This window comes from Gemmiger qucibialis, assembly GCF_027689445.1.
GTDB lineage: Bacteria > Bacillota > Clostridia > Oscillospirales > Ruminococcaceae > Gemmiger > Gemmiger qucibialis.
Map to the genome: position 1 here is coordinate 1 of NZ_JAQFEN010000008.1, position 17,480 is coordinate 17,480.

The following is a 17,480-nucleotide window of genomic DNA, read 5'->3' on the forward strand; positions in this document are numbered from 1 at the left end:
GACTCTTAATCAGTGGGTCCTGGGTTCGAGTCCCCGATGGTGCACCAGAAAAAGCCGCAACGAATGTTGCGGCTTTTTTGTTGCACCATTTCCTACTGTGTAAGGTCGTTTAATGTGACAGTTTCTTGACCGTTCTGCGTATTTAGCAGGACGGTCATTTTTTGTGTTGCTCGTATCAATTAACAGAAATATAATTGAATTGGAATGATGCGTGTGATAGAATGACATCGAGGTGATAAGATATGAAGAATACGAGGACAAAAATCCAGTTGCTCATTCTTGCAGTGACAGTGATTCTTAGCATTGTTGCCTTTATGTATTTGCCAGATGTAGCAGCTGTGCAATGGAACAGTGCGGGGGCAACAAACTATTTGCCGAAGATATGGGCGGTGGTAATCCCGCCTGTTAGCAGCCTTATAGCGATTATATTTTGGAATGGATATTCTGATTTTTACAATGCAAATCCGTCTAAAAGTGGAGATAATGTAGCATTAACATTTATTAAAAAGGCGGTAATTTACTTTTTCGCGGCTTTTTCATGTGTCGGAATTGGTGCGAATATCGCTATGATGCTATTGAACTAAGCAAGTTCCATGTTTGATTTTGGATTCTGTTATCCCACCGGGATAAGGAGATGTGGGTTGTTCCGCGATTAGCCTAAAAAAGAGGGATGGGGAAATGTCAAGGGGACTGTGGAATACCGCAGCCCAGTTTGCAAAGCGAGGATATGCCGCAAAAGCCCCTTGATGTTTCAACACCCCTCTTTTATCCTCGCGCGGAGGAACAACAGGCATCACTTCCGGGTGAGCAGCCGCGTGATGCCAATGCCGCCCGGATACACAAAAGTGTTCGGGTTTGCTCCCACATGGTGCACCAGAAAGCGCCTTGCTGCAAAGCAGGGTGCTTTTCTTATGTTGATCTATATTGGGAGAATCGACACTTAGTGTCGGGCCTCCCTTTTTTAGTTTATACCAGCGAATATAGTATATCAGGGCTTCGAATGTGTCTACAAAATGGAGGCAGCGCTGTATCATGAAAATCGGAACTAAAATCCGCCAAGCTGGACGGTGTTTTGCAGGCTACCGAGAAGGGAAAACTGTGACAGCCAGGAAAATACAATGAACCAGCGCCGGAAATTGTGTGGTGTGCACAACTTCCGGCGCTGTTTATGGTGGTTGTAATAAAACGTTGGAGCGTGAAAAACGGCAAATAAAACCGGCTAGGGAGAAAAGAGTGGTCAGATGGTTGTCAAGAGGCATAGCACACATAGAACGCGTCAAAAAACACGCGCGCGTTAAGAATCGTACGCGTGCGTTTTTGTGATGTGTTATACTCTGTCCATTGGAATATACTTTGCCCTTGCGCCTTTTCTAGTTATTTCAGCACCTAGAATGATGAATCAAAACACAAGCTGTTACAAGAACTTTTGAAAATCGTAGATGGCTTCGATGTTTCTCCTTACGACGAAAAGACCGAAGTAATTCTTGACTTCAAAACTTGTACTTAATCTACATCAAGTAAACTGCTAAAATAAAAACGCAAAGGCAGGTTATTTGTGTAAAGGTGTTGGTGTAGACTTGTTGCATGGTAATATGCAGTTGTAAAGGGAAGGCGCAAGCCTTCTCTTTTTTGTTTCAAAACAATTTGACCCAGAACGAAAAACCTGGCTGCTTAGCAGTTGGGAGCTTTATTGTGGGCCAAAGCGTAGCCTAAAAGGAGTGATTTCTGGTGTTGGTTCGTACCAAATCATCAATGCTCAATAATGCTGTCGGGGTCAGAAGTCAAGGGTGAAATGAACTATATTTTCCCCCCTTGACATCCACCCCCCTCGGTGTTATGATGCCAACGAGACGGCAGCCGGACAAGCTTGATGCCGCCTCGAATAATTTTTGCTCTATCTGCACCCTGAATGTGGATCACACAGAGTTTGGGATTGATCCGAGGATTATGCCATGAACAAGACAAAAGATATGACCGTAGGCAGCCCCACCAAAACCATCTTCTTTTTCTCCGTACCCGTCTTGCTTGGAACCCTATTCCAGCAAATATATAACATGGCCGATACGATCATTGTCGGGCAATTTTTGGGTGAAGACGCCCTTGCTGCCGTGGGGGCGACCGGAAGCACTGTATATCTTGTAATTGGCTTTGCTTCCGGCCTTACCCAGGGCTGCGGTATTTTAGTCTCACAGGCATTTGGCGGGCACCGTCTGAACGAACTAAAGAAGGTAGTTGGCACAGCACTCTTGCTCACAGTGGTGTTTTCAGTTATCCTCACGATTCCTACCGTTTCTTTTAGCCGCCAGATTCTGTTAGCGTTGCACACCCCTTCGAACGTACTCCTCTACGCACACGAATATCTTCGCGTCATCTTTGGCGGTATCCTGTGTACGATGGCCTACAATATTGCAGCCAGTATCCTTCGCTCTTTGGGTGACAGCCGCACACCTTTATATTTCCTCATTTTGTCGTCATTCTTGAATATTGTTTTGGATATATTTTTTATCGCGACACTACATATGGGAACTGCAGGCGCCGCTTGGGCAACGGTGTTGTCACAGGGAATTTCTGCACTGCTATGCTTTTGGTACATGTTTCACAACTACAACAATCTACGTCTCAGTATCCGCGATCTGTACCCCGATCCTTATCGGATTCTGTGTATGATACAAAGCGGCATTCCCATGGCTTTAAACCAAACCGTTACTGCGTTTGGAATTATGATTCTGCAGAGCGGCATCAATCAATTCGGTTCTTCCGTAATGGCGGCCTATACTGCCGCTTCTAAGCTTGAATCCTTGGTGATGCAACCTATGATCGCACTGGGCTCGGGCATTTCTACGTATTGCGCACAAAACATAGGAGCCAGGAAAACAAAACGCATTTTTGCTGGTGTACGCAGCACGATGCTCCTTTCCCTTGGTGCTGCAATTCTGGGTATGGCTTTGTATGGAATTGCCTCCAAAGCCATTCTGCGGATATTTTTGAGTGATCCCTCGCCCGAAATGGTACATTATGCACTGCAATATCTCTACACAAGCGTGTGGTTCCTTTTATTTTTGGCATGGATTTTTCTGTTCCGCAATGCTTTGGTTGGGCTCGGGAACGGCCTTATCACCATAATTGGTGGCGTGGCCGAGCTTCTTTGCCGTTTTTTGTGCATTCATTTTCTGCTTCAACCTTTCGGTTTCTGGTGTATTTGTCTAACCAATCCTATTACCTGGATCGTTGCGTGCAGCCTTTTCTGCGGATTTTATTTTCGTTGGGAACACCAGCAAAAACATTGCTCAAAAAGTGCGAGATGATCCATCTCAGAAGATTATCGGGGTCTCTGCCAGTGGGTTCTGTCTGAAGGAACGTCTTGGCAATCTCCGCAATGTCATCGACCAGAATTCCGACGAAATGCGAATCGCCATGATCGCCATGCAGGATGAACAGTTTGCCCATCAGACGTTTATGTCTGAACTGTGTAACCATAAACACTTCTTCTCGAATCAATTCCGGCCATGCCACAGGATCGATTTTAAGGCACCATACAGCACGTTTCAGTGCCAGATGACAAAGGGGTTTACAAGAAGCAAAAACGACGTTACACAGCCCTCCAGGCATCACACAATGCATCGTATTCCCATGCAAGGTATATTGGATTGACCGGAGAAAATACCGACGTCTCTGTACAACTTTGAAAAAGATGAGTTGAAAACTATAAGCCTATTGTGTTGCGGAGCAATCAAGCGTTTCGTTTTGTAAATGAATCGTGCATACAAAAAGCAGACCCGTGAGTCCACGGGTCTGCTTTTTGTATTTGCGATAGGGAAGAGTATGGACGGGTTACGCAGGTATCGATCCGGGAGATTCGGTTTCCAAACACCCACATCCGCTGGGCTTTTCGCGGATTCGTATGGCTTTTTATTTGTGGGCGGGCTCCTCACCGGCTGGACATTCTCTCCCCATTTGGCAGCCGCTACCGAATGATTCGTGAAGGATTAATTGGTGGGAAGTTCGCGATAGGTCATTCTTTCAAAATCAGAATAACCACCAGCGTCCTCTCCATTGCCGGAAGCGTATAACCCCAGTGTACAGCCGACAAAACCGCCGGCATGTTCCGTGCTTAAAGAGCGCAGATCAATGTCGGAGATAACCGGTTTCCATTCACTATTGCTTTGGTAAAGAACACTGGCCACAAGCCCTTCTACGCGCAACTTCAGTTTGATGGGGAGTGCAGCCGGCAGATCCATTCGCGCCAAACAGCTGTCTTTACCATCTTTGCAAAGAGAAACAACAAGTTTGACCCCCGAATCCTGGGGATAGCACTCTGCCCGCAGATGGTTTTCGTTGCTTTGAACCATGGCAATACCGGCGCAATCACTCTCTTTGCAGAAATGCGGGATAAAGCTGGTTTCAAATTCGCAATTCCAGTGTTGCTGACGCAGCGCGAGGTATGCAGGCTCACCGCAATCCTTCAAGCTGTCGCAACGATGGAAAAGACGAACAATATGCTCTTCTGCGTGCAGTTCCAGTTCGTGATCGCGGTGATTGCGCAAAGTCAGCAATTCCAGCGGCAGAGAAGGTGTATCAAACGTATAGGTTTTACATTGGGGTACGTCGTCAGAAGGCTGCCCCTCGTAAGGCAGCGTGACTACTTCTTCAAGATGACCGACCCCCGCATTTACAACCGGCCAACCATCTTCCCAGGTGACCTTTGCCAAAAAGGTTTCACGCCCCAACAACGTGTACCCTTGGTTCGGCCGGCAAGCCAATACAACCATATACCAGTTGCCGTTTCCGTCATCCACTAAGTCGGCATGACCGACGCAGGTAACAGGATATTGGGCTCCCAAATGGCGATGCGTCAGAATGGGGTTGCAGGGGCAGTACTCGTAGGGACCAAACACATTTTTGCTGCGCGCGATCATGACGCTGTGGTGGATGGAAGTACCGCTTTCCGCATGCAAAATGTAATAGTAACCGTCCTTTTTGTACAGGTGAGGTCCCTCCGGCCAAATGGCTTTGCGCTGGAATCCGGTAAGTACAATGGTGGCATCGGGCTTTAACTGCATCGTGTCCAGATCCAAAGTTTGAATCCAAATTTCGCAGTCGCCATTGTAGCGGTACCCGGCAGAACGCGGCCGTTGGCCGATATAATAGCAGGTACCGTCATCGTCAAAAAAGAGACTGGGATCAATGCCGCCGGTAGACTCACCCAAATAGTAAGGCTCGGACCAGGGGCCGCGCGGATCTTTTGCAGTGACGATAAAATTTCCTTGGTCGGACACGTTGGTGGTAATCATATACCAGGTGCCCTTATGGTAACGAATGGTAGGGGCAAAAATCCCCTGGGAATGCTGACAGCCGGACAAAGGAACCTGAGAATCACGATCGAGCACATTGCTGATCAAATTCCAGTGGACAAGATCTTCGCTCTCAAAAACCGGCACGCCGGGAAAATACGCAAATGTCGAATGAACCGTATAGAATTTGTTCCCTACCCGGCAAATCGAAGGGTCGGGAAAGAAGCCTGTCATGATAGGATTTTTAACGGAAAGCATAGAAAACCTCCAGGTATAAAGGTGTGATATTCTGCATGCAAAAATATAGAGCTATGGCCGCTGCATCCAAGAGGAAAAACAGATGCAACGGCCATAGCTATTGGATGGTGCCGCCGAACTGACTTTTCGGATTACAGGCACTGGAAAACAGGGGCGGATGGCAGGAAAAGGATTTTACTCTTTTACACTGCCAATGGTCATGCCGGATACAAAGTATCTTTGCAGGAAGGGATAAAGCAGAATGATGGGAAGCATCGTCACCACAGTAGCGGCGGAACGCACGGTAACCGGCGTGACGGCTGCGGTAGCGGTGTTGCCGCCGGTGGTGGCACTGCCGCTTTGCTGCATGACAGAGGAAAGAAGCTTCATCAACTCATATTGCAGGGTCGTATACTGGGTGTTCATCCGGTTGTACAACATAGCATCGAACCAGGAGTTCCACTGTCCGACAGCTACGAACAGGGCGACGGTGGCATATACCGGCTTGCACAGGGGCGAGATGATACGGGTAAAGATGGTGAAATCGTTGGCACCGTCAATCATGGCGGATTCTTCCAGCGCGCTGGGCAGACCTTCCATGAAAGTGCGCATAACCAGAACGTTAAATGCGCTGACCATGCCCGGAATGACGTATACCCAGAAAGAGTTGGTCAGGTTCATGTTGCGGTACAAAATCAAGGTGGGGATCATACCGCCGTTCACGTACATGGTGATGACCCAGAACAAAGACAACTGGGAACGGAACAAAAAGCGTTTGCGGCTGATGATGTAGGCCAAAAGTGCGTTCGTTACCAGGGCGAAGATGGTTCCCAACACAGTTCTGGCCACCGAAACCACTGCACCGGTGAGGATGTTCTGCTGATGCAGAACCGTTTTATAGTTCGAGAGCGTAAAGATGCGCGGCCACAGATGGATGCCACCGCGTACGGCGTCGACACCGTCGTTGAAAGAAAGCGCCACCGTGTTCAGAACAGGATACAGCGTAATGGTGACGAACAAAACCAGGAAAATGGTATTGCAGGTAACAAAGACTTTGTCCATGGTGGATGATTTGATTTTCATGTGTACCCTCCCCTTAGAACAATCTGTCTTCACCGGCACGTTTGGCAATCCAGTTTGCGCCGAGAATCAGAATAATTGCAACGACGCTCTTGAAGATACCGGCTGCAGTACCCAAAGAATAATCGTTCTGGCTGATGCCCCAGGTCAAGGTGTAGATATCAATGGTTTCCGAAACACTCTTGACCAGGCCGTTGCCAAGCAGATACTGGACTTCAAAGCCTGCATTCAATACGTTGCCAATATTCATGATCAGCAGAATCATAATGGTGGACTTGATGCCAGGAAGCGTGACGTGCCAGATTTTGCCCCACCGGCCGGCACCATCCAAAGTGGCTGCCTCATACAGGCTGGGATCGATGGAGGTAATGGCGGCCAGGTAGACAATGGCATTCCAGCCGGTTTCCTTCCAAACATTGGCAAATGCAACGATTGGCCAAAAATAACCCGGATTGGCGAAGAAGTTGATGGGCGAATCCAGAATGCCCAGGTTCGCCAGCAGCTCATTGACGATACCGGTGGAAGACAGCGCATCGTGCAGAATACCGGTGACAACGATCCAGGAAAGGAAGTGGGGCAGATAGGAAATCGTTTGAACAAGCTTTTTGCCGAACATGTTGCGTACTTCGTTCAGCAGGATGGCGAAGATAATGGCCATTAAAAAGGTGGTCACCAGATTGAGAACGCCCATGGCCAGAGTGTTACGGATATCACGCAAAAAGACGTCGTCAGAGAACAGGAATTTAAACTTTTCCAGTCCTACGAATTTAGATCCGAAGAGGCCGTCTTTGGGTTTGTAGTTCTGAAAGGCCATTACCCAGCCTGCCAGTGGAACGTAATAAAATACGATGCCGTATACAAAAAAGATAGCCGCACAGACCATCAGAAATTTCTGGCGTGAAATCTCTTTCCATGTAATACGCTTTGATGGATTTTTCATTGGAGAGTCCTCCTAAGGAACGTGTATGGCGAATCATGTGTTGCAAACTAACGTTTAAGGAGCTTGCGGGTTGAATGCATTTCATAAAAAAGTGGCCACAGCTACACCGTGCAACCGTGGCCACTTGTATGTGTCAACGTCTATGTCGCCTGCAATAACGGGCATCAAAGACCGGCACGGCGCTCAAGCTCAGTTTGCATTTCTGCCAAGAAATCCTGCGGATTGGCTGCGTTGTACGCAGTCATGTATTCATTCCAGGTGCTTTCAAAATCAGGCGCCATAACAACTTTGGGCAGCCATTCGTGTTTGACTTCGCCCATCTTGACCCAGGCAACACCACCGGGGGTTGCGGTAGTCATTGAACCGGAGTAAGAATACATCGGGAACCAGGGACCCTGTTCTTCTTCCACAGAACCGATCATATCGACGTAGCTGTCTACGCCGTAGGCATCAAACACTTTCTGCAGGGGGGTGGACAGGCCGTCCAGGAATTCGCTTGCCTGCTGCTCGGGCTTCATGGCGTTCTTGCCGTCCCGGCTGGTGCCCAGCCACTGCGGCATGTAGGAATAGCTGCACAGGTGAGAGGCCTGGTAGGTGGGATCCGCGCATTTCGTCCGCATTTCATCGGTGCGGTAATACAGGCCGTTTTCATCAACCAGGTAATCCTCACCTTCAACGCCCCAGAAGCGAAGATCGTGGATTTCCTGATCCAGCAGATCGTTCATAAACTTAAATGCACCGTCAATATCGGAGCAGCTGGTGGTAACGGCCACGCCGCTGGAATTGTTCAGGGTATCGCCGTAGGTGTGCCAGCGGTTTTCCATTCCTTCGTCAATGGTCAGGCCCAGCGGAACGTAGTTGCAGCCCTGCTCGTCCAAACCCTGCTGTTTGAAAACATCATTGACATCGTTCGCGAAGTCCCACCACTGGTCGCACATGCCCAGCACAGCGCCGGTGGAAAGCTTGGCGATGTATTCATCGTAGGTCTGGGTGGCGAATTCTACGTCCACGCAGCCTTTCTGGTATTCTTCGTTCAATTTCTGGAAATACCTCTTGGCAGTAGGCGTGGTATTGTAGTCAACCACCTGCATCGTATCCTTGTCTACAATGACAGAGCCGTCGTTGGGATAACCATCAAGGAACTGGGGTGCATTCTCGATGCAGAAATAGCGCCAGTCTTCGCAAAGTGCCGTGTAGGGAATGTTCTTGGTACCGTTTGCCATGGTGGGGTTGGCATCGGCATAGCTTTCCAGCAGATCGAAATACTGGTCCAGGGTTTTGATTTCGGGGTAACCGGCCCATTCCAGAACACGCGCCTGAATCCAGAAGGCTTCATCGTTATGGGTGGTGGCACGATCTTCGCCATAGGTGTTCTGGAATACGTTGGCCCAATAGATTTTGCCGTCCGCCTGGCGGAAGTTGTCCCACTCTTCGTCGGTGTACATCTCTTTCAGGTTGGGATACTTTTCCAGGTAATCATCCCAAGGCACCAAGACGCCTGCATCGTAAAGAGACATCATGGCATCGCCGCCATTGATGAAGTCCGGATACTCACCGCCCGCGATGATTGTGCCGATGGCTTCTGCGTCGGTCTGGCCGGTCAGCCAGGTCTCTTTCAGTTTGGCACCGGTCTTTTCGGCAATGATGTTCATAACATCGTTGTCATCATTGATTTCGGAACCGGGCATTGCGGTAAACATCGTAAATGATTTGATCCCATCGGACGATTCGGTGGAATTAGAGCCGCCACATGCTGTTAAGCCCAGCAGCATGGCCGCAGACATGCTTGCCGCAAATACGCGCCGCCACAATTTTACTTTCATAATTGGCCTCCTGTAGATAGATTTTCCGCCCCTTGTGGGCTTCCTGATTTAAGTATATATACCAAAAATGTTTTACACAACCGACAAATTCCAGTAAAAACCCCTGAAAATTATAGCTTTGCAAATTCAACGGAAGAGGAAATCGCGCTAAACAGCGAAACAATGATACAAAAAAGACAGGCAGTCCCCCATCCTTGAAGTATTTTGGAAGGCAACATGCCTGCACTTTTGTTTGGCTTATCGTTGTTTTTTAAGAATGCAAAAACAAAAAGCAAGTGTATGATTATTCTGGTGTGAATTATTTCCCGGGAAATTCAGAATGTGGTTTCTCGGTTTTGCTCTTCCGAAAATGGGAAGGCGTACAGCCTTTCAGCTCGATAAATTTGCAAAGGAAATAATCCACATCTTTATAGCCCACATCTTCGGCAATGTGGCCGATCTGCTTGTTTGTGTACAATAGCTGGCGGCACGCTTCGTTAATACGGTAAGAACACAAATAGTTTTTAAAGGACTGTCCGTATTTTTTGCGGAAGATTTGCCCTAAGTATGCACTGTTGATATAGTATTTTTTGCCCAAGCCCTGCAACGTCAGGTTTTCCGAGTAGTGTTCCTGAATTTCCTTGTCGATAGAATCCAAAATATCGATGGAGATATTTTTTCGCAGAAGGGAAAGATAGTCTGCATACTCGCGTGCAAAGCGGAACAGATGCTGTCGGCTCCCGCGGGAAATTCCTTCCCGGAAAGACTGCGCGCTGATAAATTGCAGCATTTCCTTCTGGTTGGCTTCGTTGTCCAAATTGGATGCAAGATGCATAAGCCGGAACAAAAGATAATTTAAGTTCAGGTTGATATCTTTGTCATGTACGCCACGCTGCTGCATTTCGGCAAACAAATCGTCTATTTCGGAGCCGATGCGTTCCTGCTCATTCAGTTCAATGGCGGTAATCAACTGATCCAGGGTATCTTTGCACAAAACGGCTCTTTCTTGCGGAACCGATAACTCTTCCTCGTAATAATAGATTGATTTTTGCTGGCGGAAGGCGCAAAGGTTTTTCAGCCCGCAGACGGTATCATACGATTCAGAAACAGTGGTGATATCGTCCACTTTTTTGCCAACCAGAAATCGCAATTCGTGTTGTGTCGAAACACCCAATTTCTTATAAAAATCCTGGATATACTGTGTTTCGGAACAGCCGGCATTTCGGGCAAGCGCACCGCTGTAAACAAAAGCAATCCCATACCCAACGCGATCCAACGAAGCGTCATAGAAACACCGGCTCCGGTCCTCGCCTAAAATTTGCACACAGCTTTGGTACAGGTCACGCTGCACCATACGGAAGTGGTTCTCATCATCGTCATCTTCGTTGTCCGAAGAATGGCAAGCGGAAATTTCAATGTAACGAACGCCGCCCGAAAAATCCAGATGCTTATGCAGATAATCCACGCCGTTGGGATCATATTTGCCGAACAGCAACGAGATCAAACACCGGGCCTGATAGGCCAGTTCGTACTGCTCCTCCATTTTGCTGTTTTGCGAGATGTTATTGTATTTGCTGAGAATGGATAACAGATCTTGCTTTTCCACCGGTTTGAGAAGATAGTCGATACACCCGTAGCGCAGCGCTTTTTGAGCATAGGAAAACTCACTGTATCCGCTCAGAATCACGAAACCGGCGTTGGAAAGATTCTCCCGGCGAACAGTTTCCAGTAATTCAAGTCCGGTCATTTTTGGCATCATAACGTCGGTAATGACAAGGTCAACGGGTAACTTTTTTATGTACTCCAAAGCCTCCTGTCCGTCGGACAAAACGGCAGCCACTTCATAGCCTGCGGCGTTCCAGTCAATCAACGCCTGCAAACCTTGCGCAATAAACTGCTCATCATCTACGATAATAACTTTTAACATGTCACTCCGCCCTTATTGCTTTGTTTAGAGGGAACCGAATCGAAACAAGTGTTCCAATGCCCGGCTCGCTTTCCACCGAGAACTGTGCAGTATCCTCCGTCATCATGCGGATGCGCAGGCAGGTGTTCACCATGCCTACGCGTCCTTTTTCTTTTAACATTTTCAGGCTGGCGTTGCGCATCCGGTCTTGAATACGTTCTACCTCGGCCTCGTCCATACCGCCACCGGTATCTTCAATTTCCATGCAAAGCGCATCGTTTTCTGTATACACGCGTACAAAAATCCAACCGGGAAAAGATTTTGCTTCAATACCGTGCACACAGGCATTTTCCACAAAGGTGGTAATGGTCAATTTCGGAACCAGGATGTTCTGGCAATCTTCCTGCGCATTGATTTGATACGAAAGGCGCTCCCCGAAGCGATATTTTTGCAAGGACAGGTACGCTTCAACAAACGCCAGCTCACGCTTAATGGTATTGGAATCCGAGGACCAATCCACGTTTTGGCGCACCATTATGGCCAATTTCTGTATCATATCGGCGGTTTCTTCTTCTTTTTTCAGGATGCTGTGCATACGGATGCTTTCCAGTGCGTTGAACAGAAAATGGGGATTGATTTGGCTGTATAAAGCCATCAGCTCTGCGTTCTGCCGGGCAATATCCATCTTCTGCTCTTTCAGTCGGCATCGGTAGGCGGTGTCAATCAGGCTGTTCATCCGGTCAGCCATGCGGTTGTAGTTGTCCATCAGACTGCCGATCTCATCTTGACCGCTTGGCCCGGAAATCTTGATCAACACGTCGCTGTCTATCTGGTTGAAGACTTTTTCCAGACGGGAAAGACGAGAAGTAATGGAATTCTCCAGCAGATTCATCAAAAGCTGCGGGGGAATAATGTTCAGGATCAGCAGCAGGATCAGGATATAGATGTTTTGGCGAATCAGGGCTAAAACGTTGCCGCTTGGTTCCATCACATAGATGTCCAGATCTTCCCCGTAAAGGGTAACATGCTGGGACAAGCCTACCGAATCAGACGGGGAGAATGTGTCATAAGGCTGCCAACGATAATTGGGCATTGCGTTCGTAAACAAAATCCGGTTACCGCTGCATACATAAACTGAATCGTTATACCCCATGTTCTGAAAATCGCGGTCCAGCGTGCTGTAATTGATTCCAATACACAAAAGGCACTCCGCCTTATCGCTGTAAAGGCCATTCATCCCACGTAAAAACAACACCTGGCGCCCATCTGTTTCATCATAAGAAAAAAGAAGCCGCGGGCTGTAGCCATCCGCAGTATACTGCTGATACCAGGGCTCCTGCGAAACGGTGGATAACCGTGCAAATTCACTGCCGTTTATCAGGGTTTCATTGTCTGCATACACCCGTATGACAGAATTTGTGATCCGGGAAACACCCTGCAGCAAAGAATTGTGGATGTATTCTCGGTAACTTGAAAAATAGTCCTGGGGACTGGCATATTGCCGGCTCACAAAATCCTGAAGGGAGTTATCCATATACAGGCTGGTAGAAATCAGCGCGGAATCTTCTGTGGCGGCGGAAAGCATCGACTGCACTGATTTGGCTATTTTTTCCATCTGGTGCAGCTGCTCGGCATGCTCGTTCTTGGTTAATGCATGTAAAATTACAATATCGGTCAAAAATATGGGGACCAGAATACATAAAAAATAAAGATATCTAAGTTTTTTCTTCAGGCTTAAGTTATTGAGAAAACTTTCCAGCTTGATTCTGACATGATGAAACCGGTTCATACAAAGCTCCTTACCGGTGAATGTTGCAAAATGACCTTGCTATTTTTAGCGGTGCAAAGTATAATGCCAGTATCAGTATAATTCAGCCACAGAACCATTGTCAATCAAATAACAGATTGAATAGTGCACAATCTGAATCGCTGTTTTTTGTGAATATTTACATCCTGAAAAAAGGAGGAGAACTCATTGAGAGGCGTTTTTAATCCGGACAGCCCCATGATGCGCGCCCTGGGCGTTGTGTGGGATCTTATTGTCCTGAATCTGCTGTTCCTGGTTTGCTGCATTCCGGTGGTCACCATTGGCCCTGCCATCACGGCTTTACATTATGTCACCACAAAAATGGCGGGTGAAAAAGACGGCACTCCGGTGGTCGGCAATTTTTTCAAGTCATTCCGGGCAAATTTCCGCCAGGGCGTGCTGATGGGAATTCTTTTTGGGGCCGCAGGGGGATTTCTGGGCTATGATATCTATCTTCTATGGCATTCCGGAAATTTCCAAAACAGCATCTTTAAGATTTTGATTCCCGTGGCAGCAATCGCTTATATGATGACCTTCGTATATGCTTTCCCGCTGCTTGCAAGATTCAACAATACGGTTTTAGGTACCATACGGAATGCGTTTATCATGTCTGTGACCTCTTTGCCCCAAACCTTTTCCATGTTGTTGTTGATAGGCGCATGTGTAGCACTTACCCTGTATACACAGACCACATTGCGCTATGGATTGTTTTTGTGGTTTGCGCTGGGGTTCTCTTCGATCGCTTATGCAAATGCATCTGTTTTAAATGGCGTTTTCATGAAGTGCTCAGAGCAGTACTCTTCTCAGATAAATCAGGAGCAGTCTCAGGATACTACGGAGAATTCAGACGGCAAAAAGTAACCGTTTGACGGCATAGAAAAAAGCAAAAGAGCGCAGAAGTCATCTTCGGCGCTCTTTTGCTTTGGTCTGGAAATCAGGCTTTCAACGTAAAGGCAGCAGCGCTGCATGCGGGCAAGAGGAAAGTAAAACTGTTGGTACCAACAGTTATGTTTGTCAACGGCTTCGGCTCGACTTGATGGGGATTATCGAACGTATTGTAGGCAGCCGCGCCGGCACCATCACCGCTAAGCACCTGACCAGTGATGGAAGTAAACTTGCTCAGGCCATCCCAGTGAATTTCAACAGGCACAAGGGTACATTATACCGTTGCTTCTTGCGGGAACCAGATGCGGTAATGCCCGCTTAAAGCAAGCAGCGCAAAAAGATACAGGCAATTGTCATAATAACGCCGCGGTCCGGAACGGAGCGGAGTGCTAAAGAACCGGCGGAGCCATTCATCCGCGCAGGCGTCATCCAGAATCAGGGAACCCTGCGCAATGGTAGCCAGAAGCCCTACAGGATGCAGAGCATTTCCTTCAACGGGTGTGCCGTCGATCAGATAGATGCCGTTTGTTTGCCCGTGTTCCTTTTCTTCAAAAAATTGCTGAATATGTGCAGCTGTTTCTTGGGCCCAACCGTCTTTGTCCCCGAACCATTGGGCATCCAAAGCAATGTTGCCCAACGTGCGGTATGCATCGCTGAAGAACCAGTCGTGACGGTCCGGCTGATCACCCCGATGCGGGCGGCCGTCGTACTCGGCATATTCGGCACTCAATCCGGTACGGGTGTGGCAGGCTTTGCGCAGGTACTGGCGGCTGGCCGCTGCGGCTGCATGCCAGAAAGGACGGTCGCATTCGTCGCTCCACAGAGCAAAAAGTTCATAGAAATGCGGCAAATGATAAGAGGGATCGGTAAATTCACAGTTGGGAACGAATTTGATGAGATGGTTTTCGGGGTTCCACATGGGAAATCCGGAACCGGCTTCTTCGCCTTTGTGTACACATGCGTGCAAGATGCGCCGTGCCCAGGAAGCGTAATCCAGTACTCCTTCGCCGGAACCCCAGCGGTTGGCCGCAAAAAACAGGGACATGGCAAAAAATTCTTCGCCGTCAGGGGCGGGTCCATCGGAATTTTTGCTGCCGTCAGTATGACAGGACCAGGCAAAATAGCCGGCGTTTTCCCCTTCGGTGAGGTACATGTGGGTCACGACCCATCGCCACAGGCAGTCGAATTCCTTCTGGCGATTCATTTGTACGCAGAACATCATTGCGTAGGACATGCCCTCGGTACGGACGTCATGGTTCCCCGTATCCTCTATGTACATCATGTCAGGTCCGGCACAATGGCAAAGGCGAACCCCCTCCGGACCATAGAACATCTCCTCAAATGTGCTTTCCAGCTTGTTGTCAATTTCGGCCTGCGAATATCCAAGCCGTTCCAGTCTGTTCAAATATTGCCCGTTATAGTAGGCACCTTCCATAATAATTTCAGCTCCTTTTGAATCGTGTAAGGCGCAACCGATTTACTCGGTCTGCTGTTCTTGTAACTCACTATAGCAGTTTTTCGATTGCATGGCAAGTGCAAAAATGGCACGGGTATGGCGAAAAGCTGTCAGCCATTTGAAAACTCTCTGGAATACAGCAATAAATGAGGAAGACTGTTTCATCCTATATCTTTTTCAAGAATCAGAGAAACAAACAGAAACCGCAACATTCGCCTATCCTTATTTTTCATCATGGTTCTCTAAGGCAACACCGCACAATTCCCGCCTTACGGCTTAAGCACCGCTCCGGCAGCTGCGGCACGGCATCTGCGTTGCCAAAATGCTCGATAATGTCGGGTTGCGGTACCCGCATCGCGCTTCGGGGGCAAAAGCCCCTCGCACTCTGCGACCGCTGCCCCTGCTTCGGTTCGCTGTTTCCGCCACTGGCGGCGCTCACCTTTGCAGCATCCAGTATTATCTGCGCTTTTGGCTTAGCGGCTGCCGCACCTCGCTCGCCGTATCGGCACTTAGAATTATGCGGTATTGCCCTAAATTAAATAATAAATGGTAGCAACAGTAGCGGAGTAAGGGCAAACGGGAAACAACTTTACAAAATCAGAATCAACTATGAATGGCGGCAGGGTTGTGGCGTCTTCTTGGCGGTATAAGCAAATTGATCAAAAATTGCTGACATTTCAATCAGAGCGGTTAATCCGCTACGGAAAACAAAAAAGCAAAATACAAGAATTCGTATAGCAAAAAATGAGAAGCGCACTCATACATAAGGATTTATGATAGAGAAAAATTGCCAGAAAGCAAAAATTTTATCATGAAAAGGTAAAGGAAATATGCGAGATCAACGAATTGCTCCACGGGATCCCATCCCTCAGCGAGAGGCTCTGTATATTCTGGTTGATAAGCCCGTCGGCGGCGGGGGCTCCGATGCAGAAGCCAACCGATTTCCTGTTTTCTTGAACGATGAGCGTTTGGTAACATTCGCAAAAATCGTGGGTGGCGTTCAGGACGAGAACATTCTGCAAATGCTGCAGACAGCTAAAGGCTTCCGCCGGTTGGTTCACAGCATTGGTGTGAGCGTTGTCAGTGATGCGCCTGATAAAGCGGCCGTCTTTAGCATGTATTTTTCGGGGGAACATGGCACAGAAGGAGGCAGCGGCAAGATTTCTCTGCGTACCAACGGCGTCGAAACGATCCTGGAAATGGCTTGCGTAGAGGAACAAGATACGGATGCTGTTCCCGGCAAGTTCTTGATAGAACTCCCCTGTGAAGAAGACACGGCCCTTGTGACGGTCAAATTTTACCTTCATGACGGATACCATGCGCCGCGATTTGATCCGGATCCGCCGGTTGAATTTGATACGCCGCAGTATAACGCAATGATCGCACGCTCTTGCTTGAGTAAAAAGCCTTGCGAAGTGGTACTTACTGAATCCTGCTTCATTGGCCAATTCGTCCAAAGACAGATCTTCTGTGCAGTGAGCATTAATGTAATTGCATAACATGGAAAAACGCTCTTGCTGTTCTTTTTGCCGCAGGGAAGAGATGTTTTCATGCGGTGCATTCTGATGGAGCTTGCGGCCTATGATTGCGAAAAAGTGCAACATCAGCGAAGACAACTCGCAATCCTGAAAGACCGCCGCACCAAAGTATTCTTTTTCCATCTGGGTCATCAGGGCCAGAAGCTGGTCGTTGAACTGCGGTTGATCCTGATAGCGTAACAGCTTGAAGGGATGCAGGGTGGCAAAAAAAAGCGCAAGCTCGTGGAACGGCTCAAACATTGCGGTACTAAAATTCAAAATGTACCGCTCGCCCTCCTTTGGAGCTGTAATGCTGTGCAATTCCCCTGAGCCGATGAACAGTATGTCATGGGGTTTCAAATAAAGAATTTCGTCTGCAACGGTCACATTATAGGTGTTTTGGATCGGGCAGATAATCTCCCCGGGGACATGCCAGTGTAACGGGAAGTCTTCCGCTGAATTGTTGTGATATAACCGGATGTTGGAAGCGAGTGTAAAGTTTACAGTTTCGGTGGTACCGTTCAATTTTTCAATCATAGCCAATTCCTCTTAAACGTGA

13 protein-coding genes are annotated in these 17,480 nt (G+C 48.1%); 4 read left to right on the forward strand and 9 right to left on the reverse strand.

What is annotated here, in order from left to right; genetic code table 11:
• The first annotated feature begins 242 nt into the window (after nucleotides 1-242).
• Complete coding sequence (locus PG062_RS11425; RefSeq protein ID WP_114000588.1) at nucleotides 243-584, forward strand: DUF1648 domain-containing protein; 342 nt, start codon at nucleotides 243-245, stop codon at nucleotides 582-584.
• Nucleotides 585-1,952: 1,368 nt separating this feature from the next.
• Nucleotides 1,953-3,305, forward strand: a complete 1,353-nt coding sequence (locus PG062_RS11430) for an MATE family efflux transporter (RefSeq protein ID WP_270752389.1) — start codon at nucleotides 1,953-1,955, stop codon at nucleotides 3,303-3,305.
• A gap of 681 nt (nucleotides 3,306-3,986) precedes the next feature.
• Here PG062_RS11430 and PG062_RS11435 read toward each other — a convergent pair.
• The 6 genes from PG062_RS11435 to PG062_RS11460 form a co-directional block, all read right to left on the reverse strand.
• Nucleotides 3,987-5,549, reverse strand: coding sequence for a glycoside hydrolase family 43 protein (locus tag PG062_RS11435; RefSeq protein ID WP_270752390.1), 1,563 nt, complete (start codon nucleotides 5,547-5,549; stop codon nucleotides 3,987-3,989).
• A 174-nt stretch (nucleotides 5,550-5,723) separates the two neighbouring features.
• The gene (locus PG062_RS11440) at nucleotides 5,724-6,611 is read right to left on the reverse strand and encodes a carbohydrate ABC transporter permease (protein ID WP_270752391.1); all 888 of its coding nucleotides are present in this window, start codon (nucleotides 6,609-6,611) and stop codon (nucleotides 5,724-5,726) included.
• A 13-nt stretch (nucleotides 6,612-6,624) separates the two neighbouring features.
• On the reverse strand, nucleotides 6,625-7,548 hold the full coding sequence (locus PG062_RS11445) for an ABC transporter permease (protein ID WP_270752392.1): 924 nt from the start codon (nucleotides 7,546-7,548) through the stop codon (nucleotides 6,625-6,627).
• 164 nt (nucleotides 7,549-7,712) lie between these two features.
• A complete protein-coding gene (locus PG062_RS11450; RefSeq protein WP_270752393.1) occupies nucleotides 7,713-9,371 on the reverse strand; it encodes a type 2 periplasmic-binding domain-containing protein in 1,659 nt (552 codons plus the stop codon).
• Between the two features lie 298 nt (nucleotides 9,372-9,669).
• Nucleotides 9,670-11,277, reverse strand: a complete 1,608-nt coding sequence (locus PG062_RS11455) for a response regulator (RefSeq protein WP_270752394.1) — start codon at nucleotides 11,275-11,277, stop codon at nucleotides 9,670-9,672.
• 1 nt (nucleotide 11,278) lies between these two features.
• Nucleotides 11,279-13,045, reverse strand: a complete 1,767-nt coding sequence (locus PG062_RS11460) for a sensor histidine kinase (RefSeq protein WP_270752395.1) — start codon at nucleotides 13,043-13,045, stop codon at nucleotides 11,279-11,281.
• Nucleotides 13,046-13,231: 186 nt separating this feature from the next.
• On the opposite strand from PG062_RS11460, the gene PG062_RS11465 reads away from it, so the two are divergent.
• On the forward strand, nucleotides 13,232-13,924 hold the full coding sequence (locus PG062_RS11465) for a YesL family protein (RefSeq protein ID WP_178845307.1): 693 nt from the start codon (nucleotides 13,232-13,234) through the stop codon (nucleotides 13,922-13,924).
• Between the two features lie 73 nt (nucleotides 13,925-13,997).
• Here the strand turns inward: PG062_RS11465 and PG062_RS11470 are convergent, their stop codons facing one another.
• Entirely contained in the window at nucleotides 13,998-14,213 is a 216-nt protein-coding gene (locus tag PG062_RS11470; protein WP_270752396.1) for an alpha-L-arabinofuranosidase C-terminal domain-containing protein, read from the reverse strand.
• Between the two features lie 9 nt (nucleotides 14,214-14,222).
• Entirely contained in the window at nucleotides 14,223-15,383 is a 1,161-nt protein-coding gene (locus PG062_RS11475; protein ID WP_270752397.1) for a family 8 glycosyl hydrolase, read from the reverse strand.
• Nucleotides 15,384-15,474: 91 nt separating this feature from the next.
• Between PG062_RS11475 and PG062_RS11480 the strand changes: the two genes are divergently transcribed.
• The gene (locus PG062_RS11480; protein ID WP_270752398.1) at nucleotides 15,475-15,684 is read left to right on the forward strand and encodes a hypothetical protein; all 210 of its coding nucleotides are present in this window, start codon (nucleotides 15,475-15,477) and stop codon (nucleotides 15,682-15,684) included.
• A gap of 529 nt (nucleotides 15,685-16,213) precedes the next feature.
• Here the strand turns inward: PG062_RS11480 and PG062_RS11485 are convergent.
• Complete coding sequence (locus tag PG062_RS11485; RefSeq protein WP_270752399.1) at nucleotides 16,214-17,458, reverse strand: cupin domain-containing protein; 1,245 nt, start codon at nucleotides 17,456-17,458, stop codon at nucleotides 16,214-16,216.
• Between the last annotated feature and the right edge of the window lie 22 nt (nucleotides 17,459-17,480).

Coding starts and splice junctions, on each gene's coding strand:
- PG062_RS11425 (WP_114000588.1), top strand. CDS start 243: ATGAAGAATACGAGGACAAAAATCCAGTTGCTCATTCTTGCAGTGACA.
- PG062_RS11430 (WP_270752389.1), top strand. CDS start 1,953: ATGAACAAGACAAAAGATATGACCGTAGGCAGCCCCACCAAAACCATC.
- PG062_RS11435 (WP_270752390.1), bottom strand. CDS start 5,549: ATGCTTTCCGTTAAAAATCCTATCATGACAGGCTTCTTTCCCGACCCT.
- PG062_RS11440 (WP_270752391.1), bottom strand. CDS start 6,611: ATGAAAATCAAATCATCCACCATGGACAAAGTCTTTGTTACCTGCAAT.
- PG062_RS11445 (WP_270752392.1), bottom strand. CDS start 7,548: ATGAAAAATCCATCAAAGCGTATTACATGGAAAGAGATTTCACGCCAG.
- PG062_RS11450 (WP_270752393.1), bottom strand. CDS start 9,371: ATGAAAGTAAAATTGTGGCGGCGCGTATTTGCGGCAAGCATGTCTGCG.
- PG062_RS11455 (WP_270752394.1), bottom strand. CDS start 11,277: ATGTTAAAAGTTATTATCGTAGATGATGAGCAGTTTATTGCGCAAGGT.
- PG062_RS11460 (WP_270752395.1), bottom strand. CDS start 13,045: ATGAACCGGTTTCATCATGTCAGAATCAAGCTGGAAAGTTTTCTCAAT.
- PG062_RS11475 (WP_270752397.1), bottom strand. CDS start 15,383: ATGGAAGGTGCCTACTATAACGGGCAATATTTGAACAGACTGGAACGG.
- PG062_RS11480 (WP_270752398.1), top strand. CDS start 15,475: ATGGCAAGTGCAAAAATGGCACGGGTATGGCGAAAAGCTGTCAGCCAT.
- PG062_RS11485 (WP_270752399.1), bottom strand. CDS start 17,458: ATGATTGAAAAATTGAACGGTACCACCGAAACTGTAAACTTTACACTC.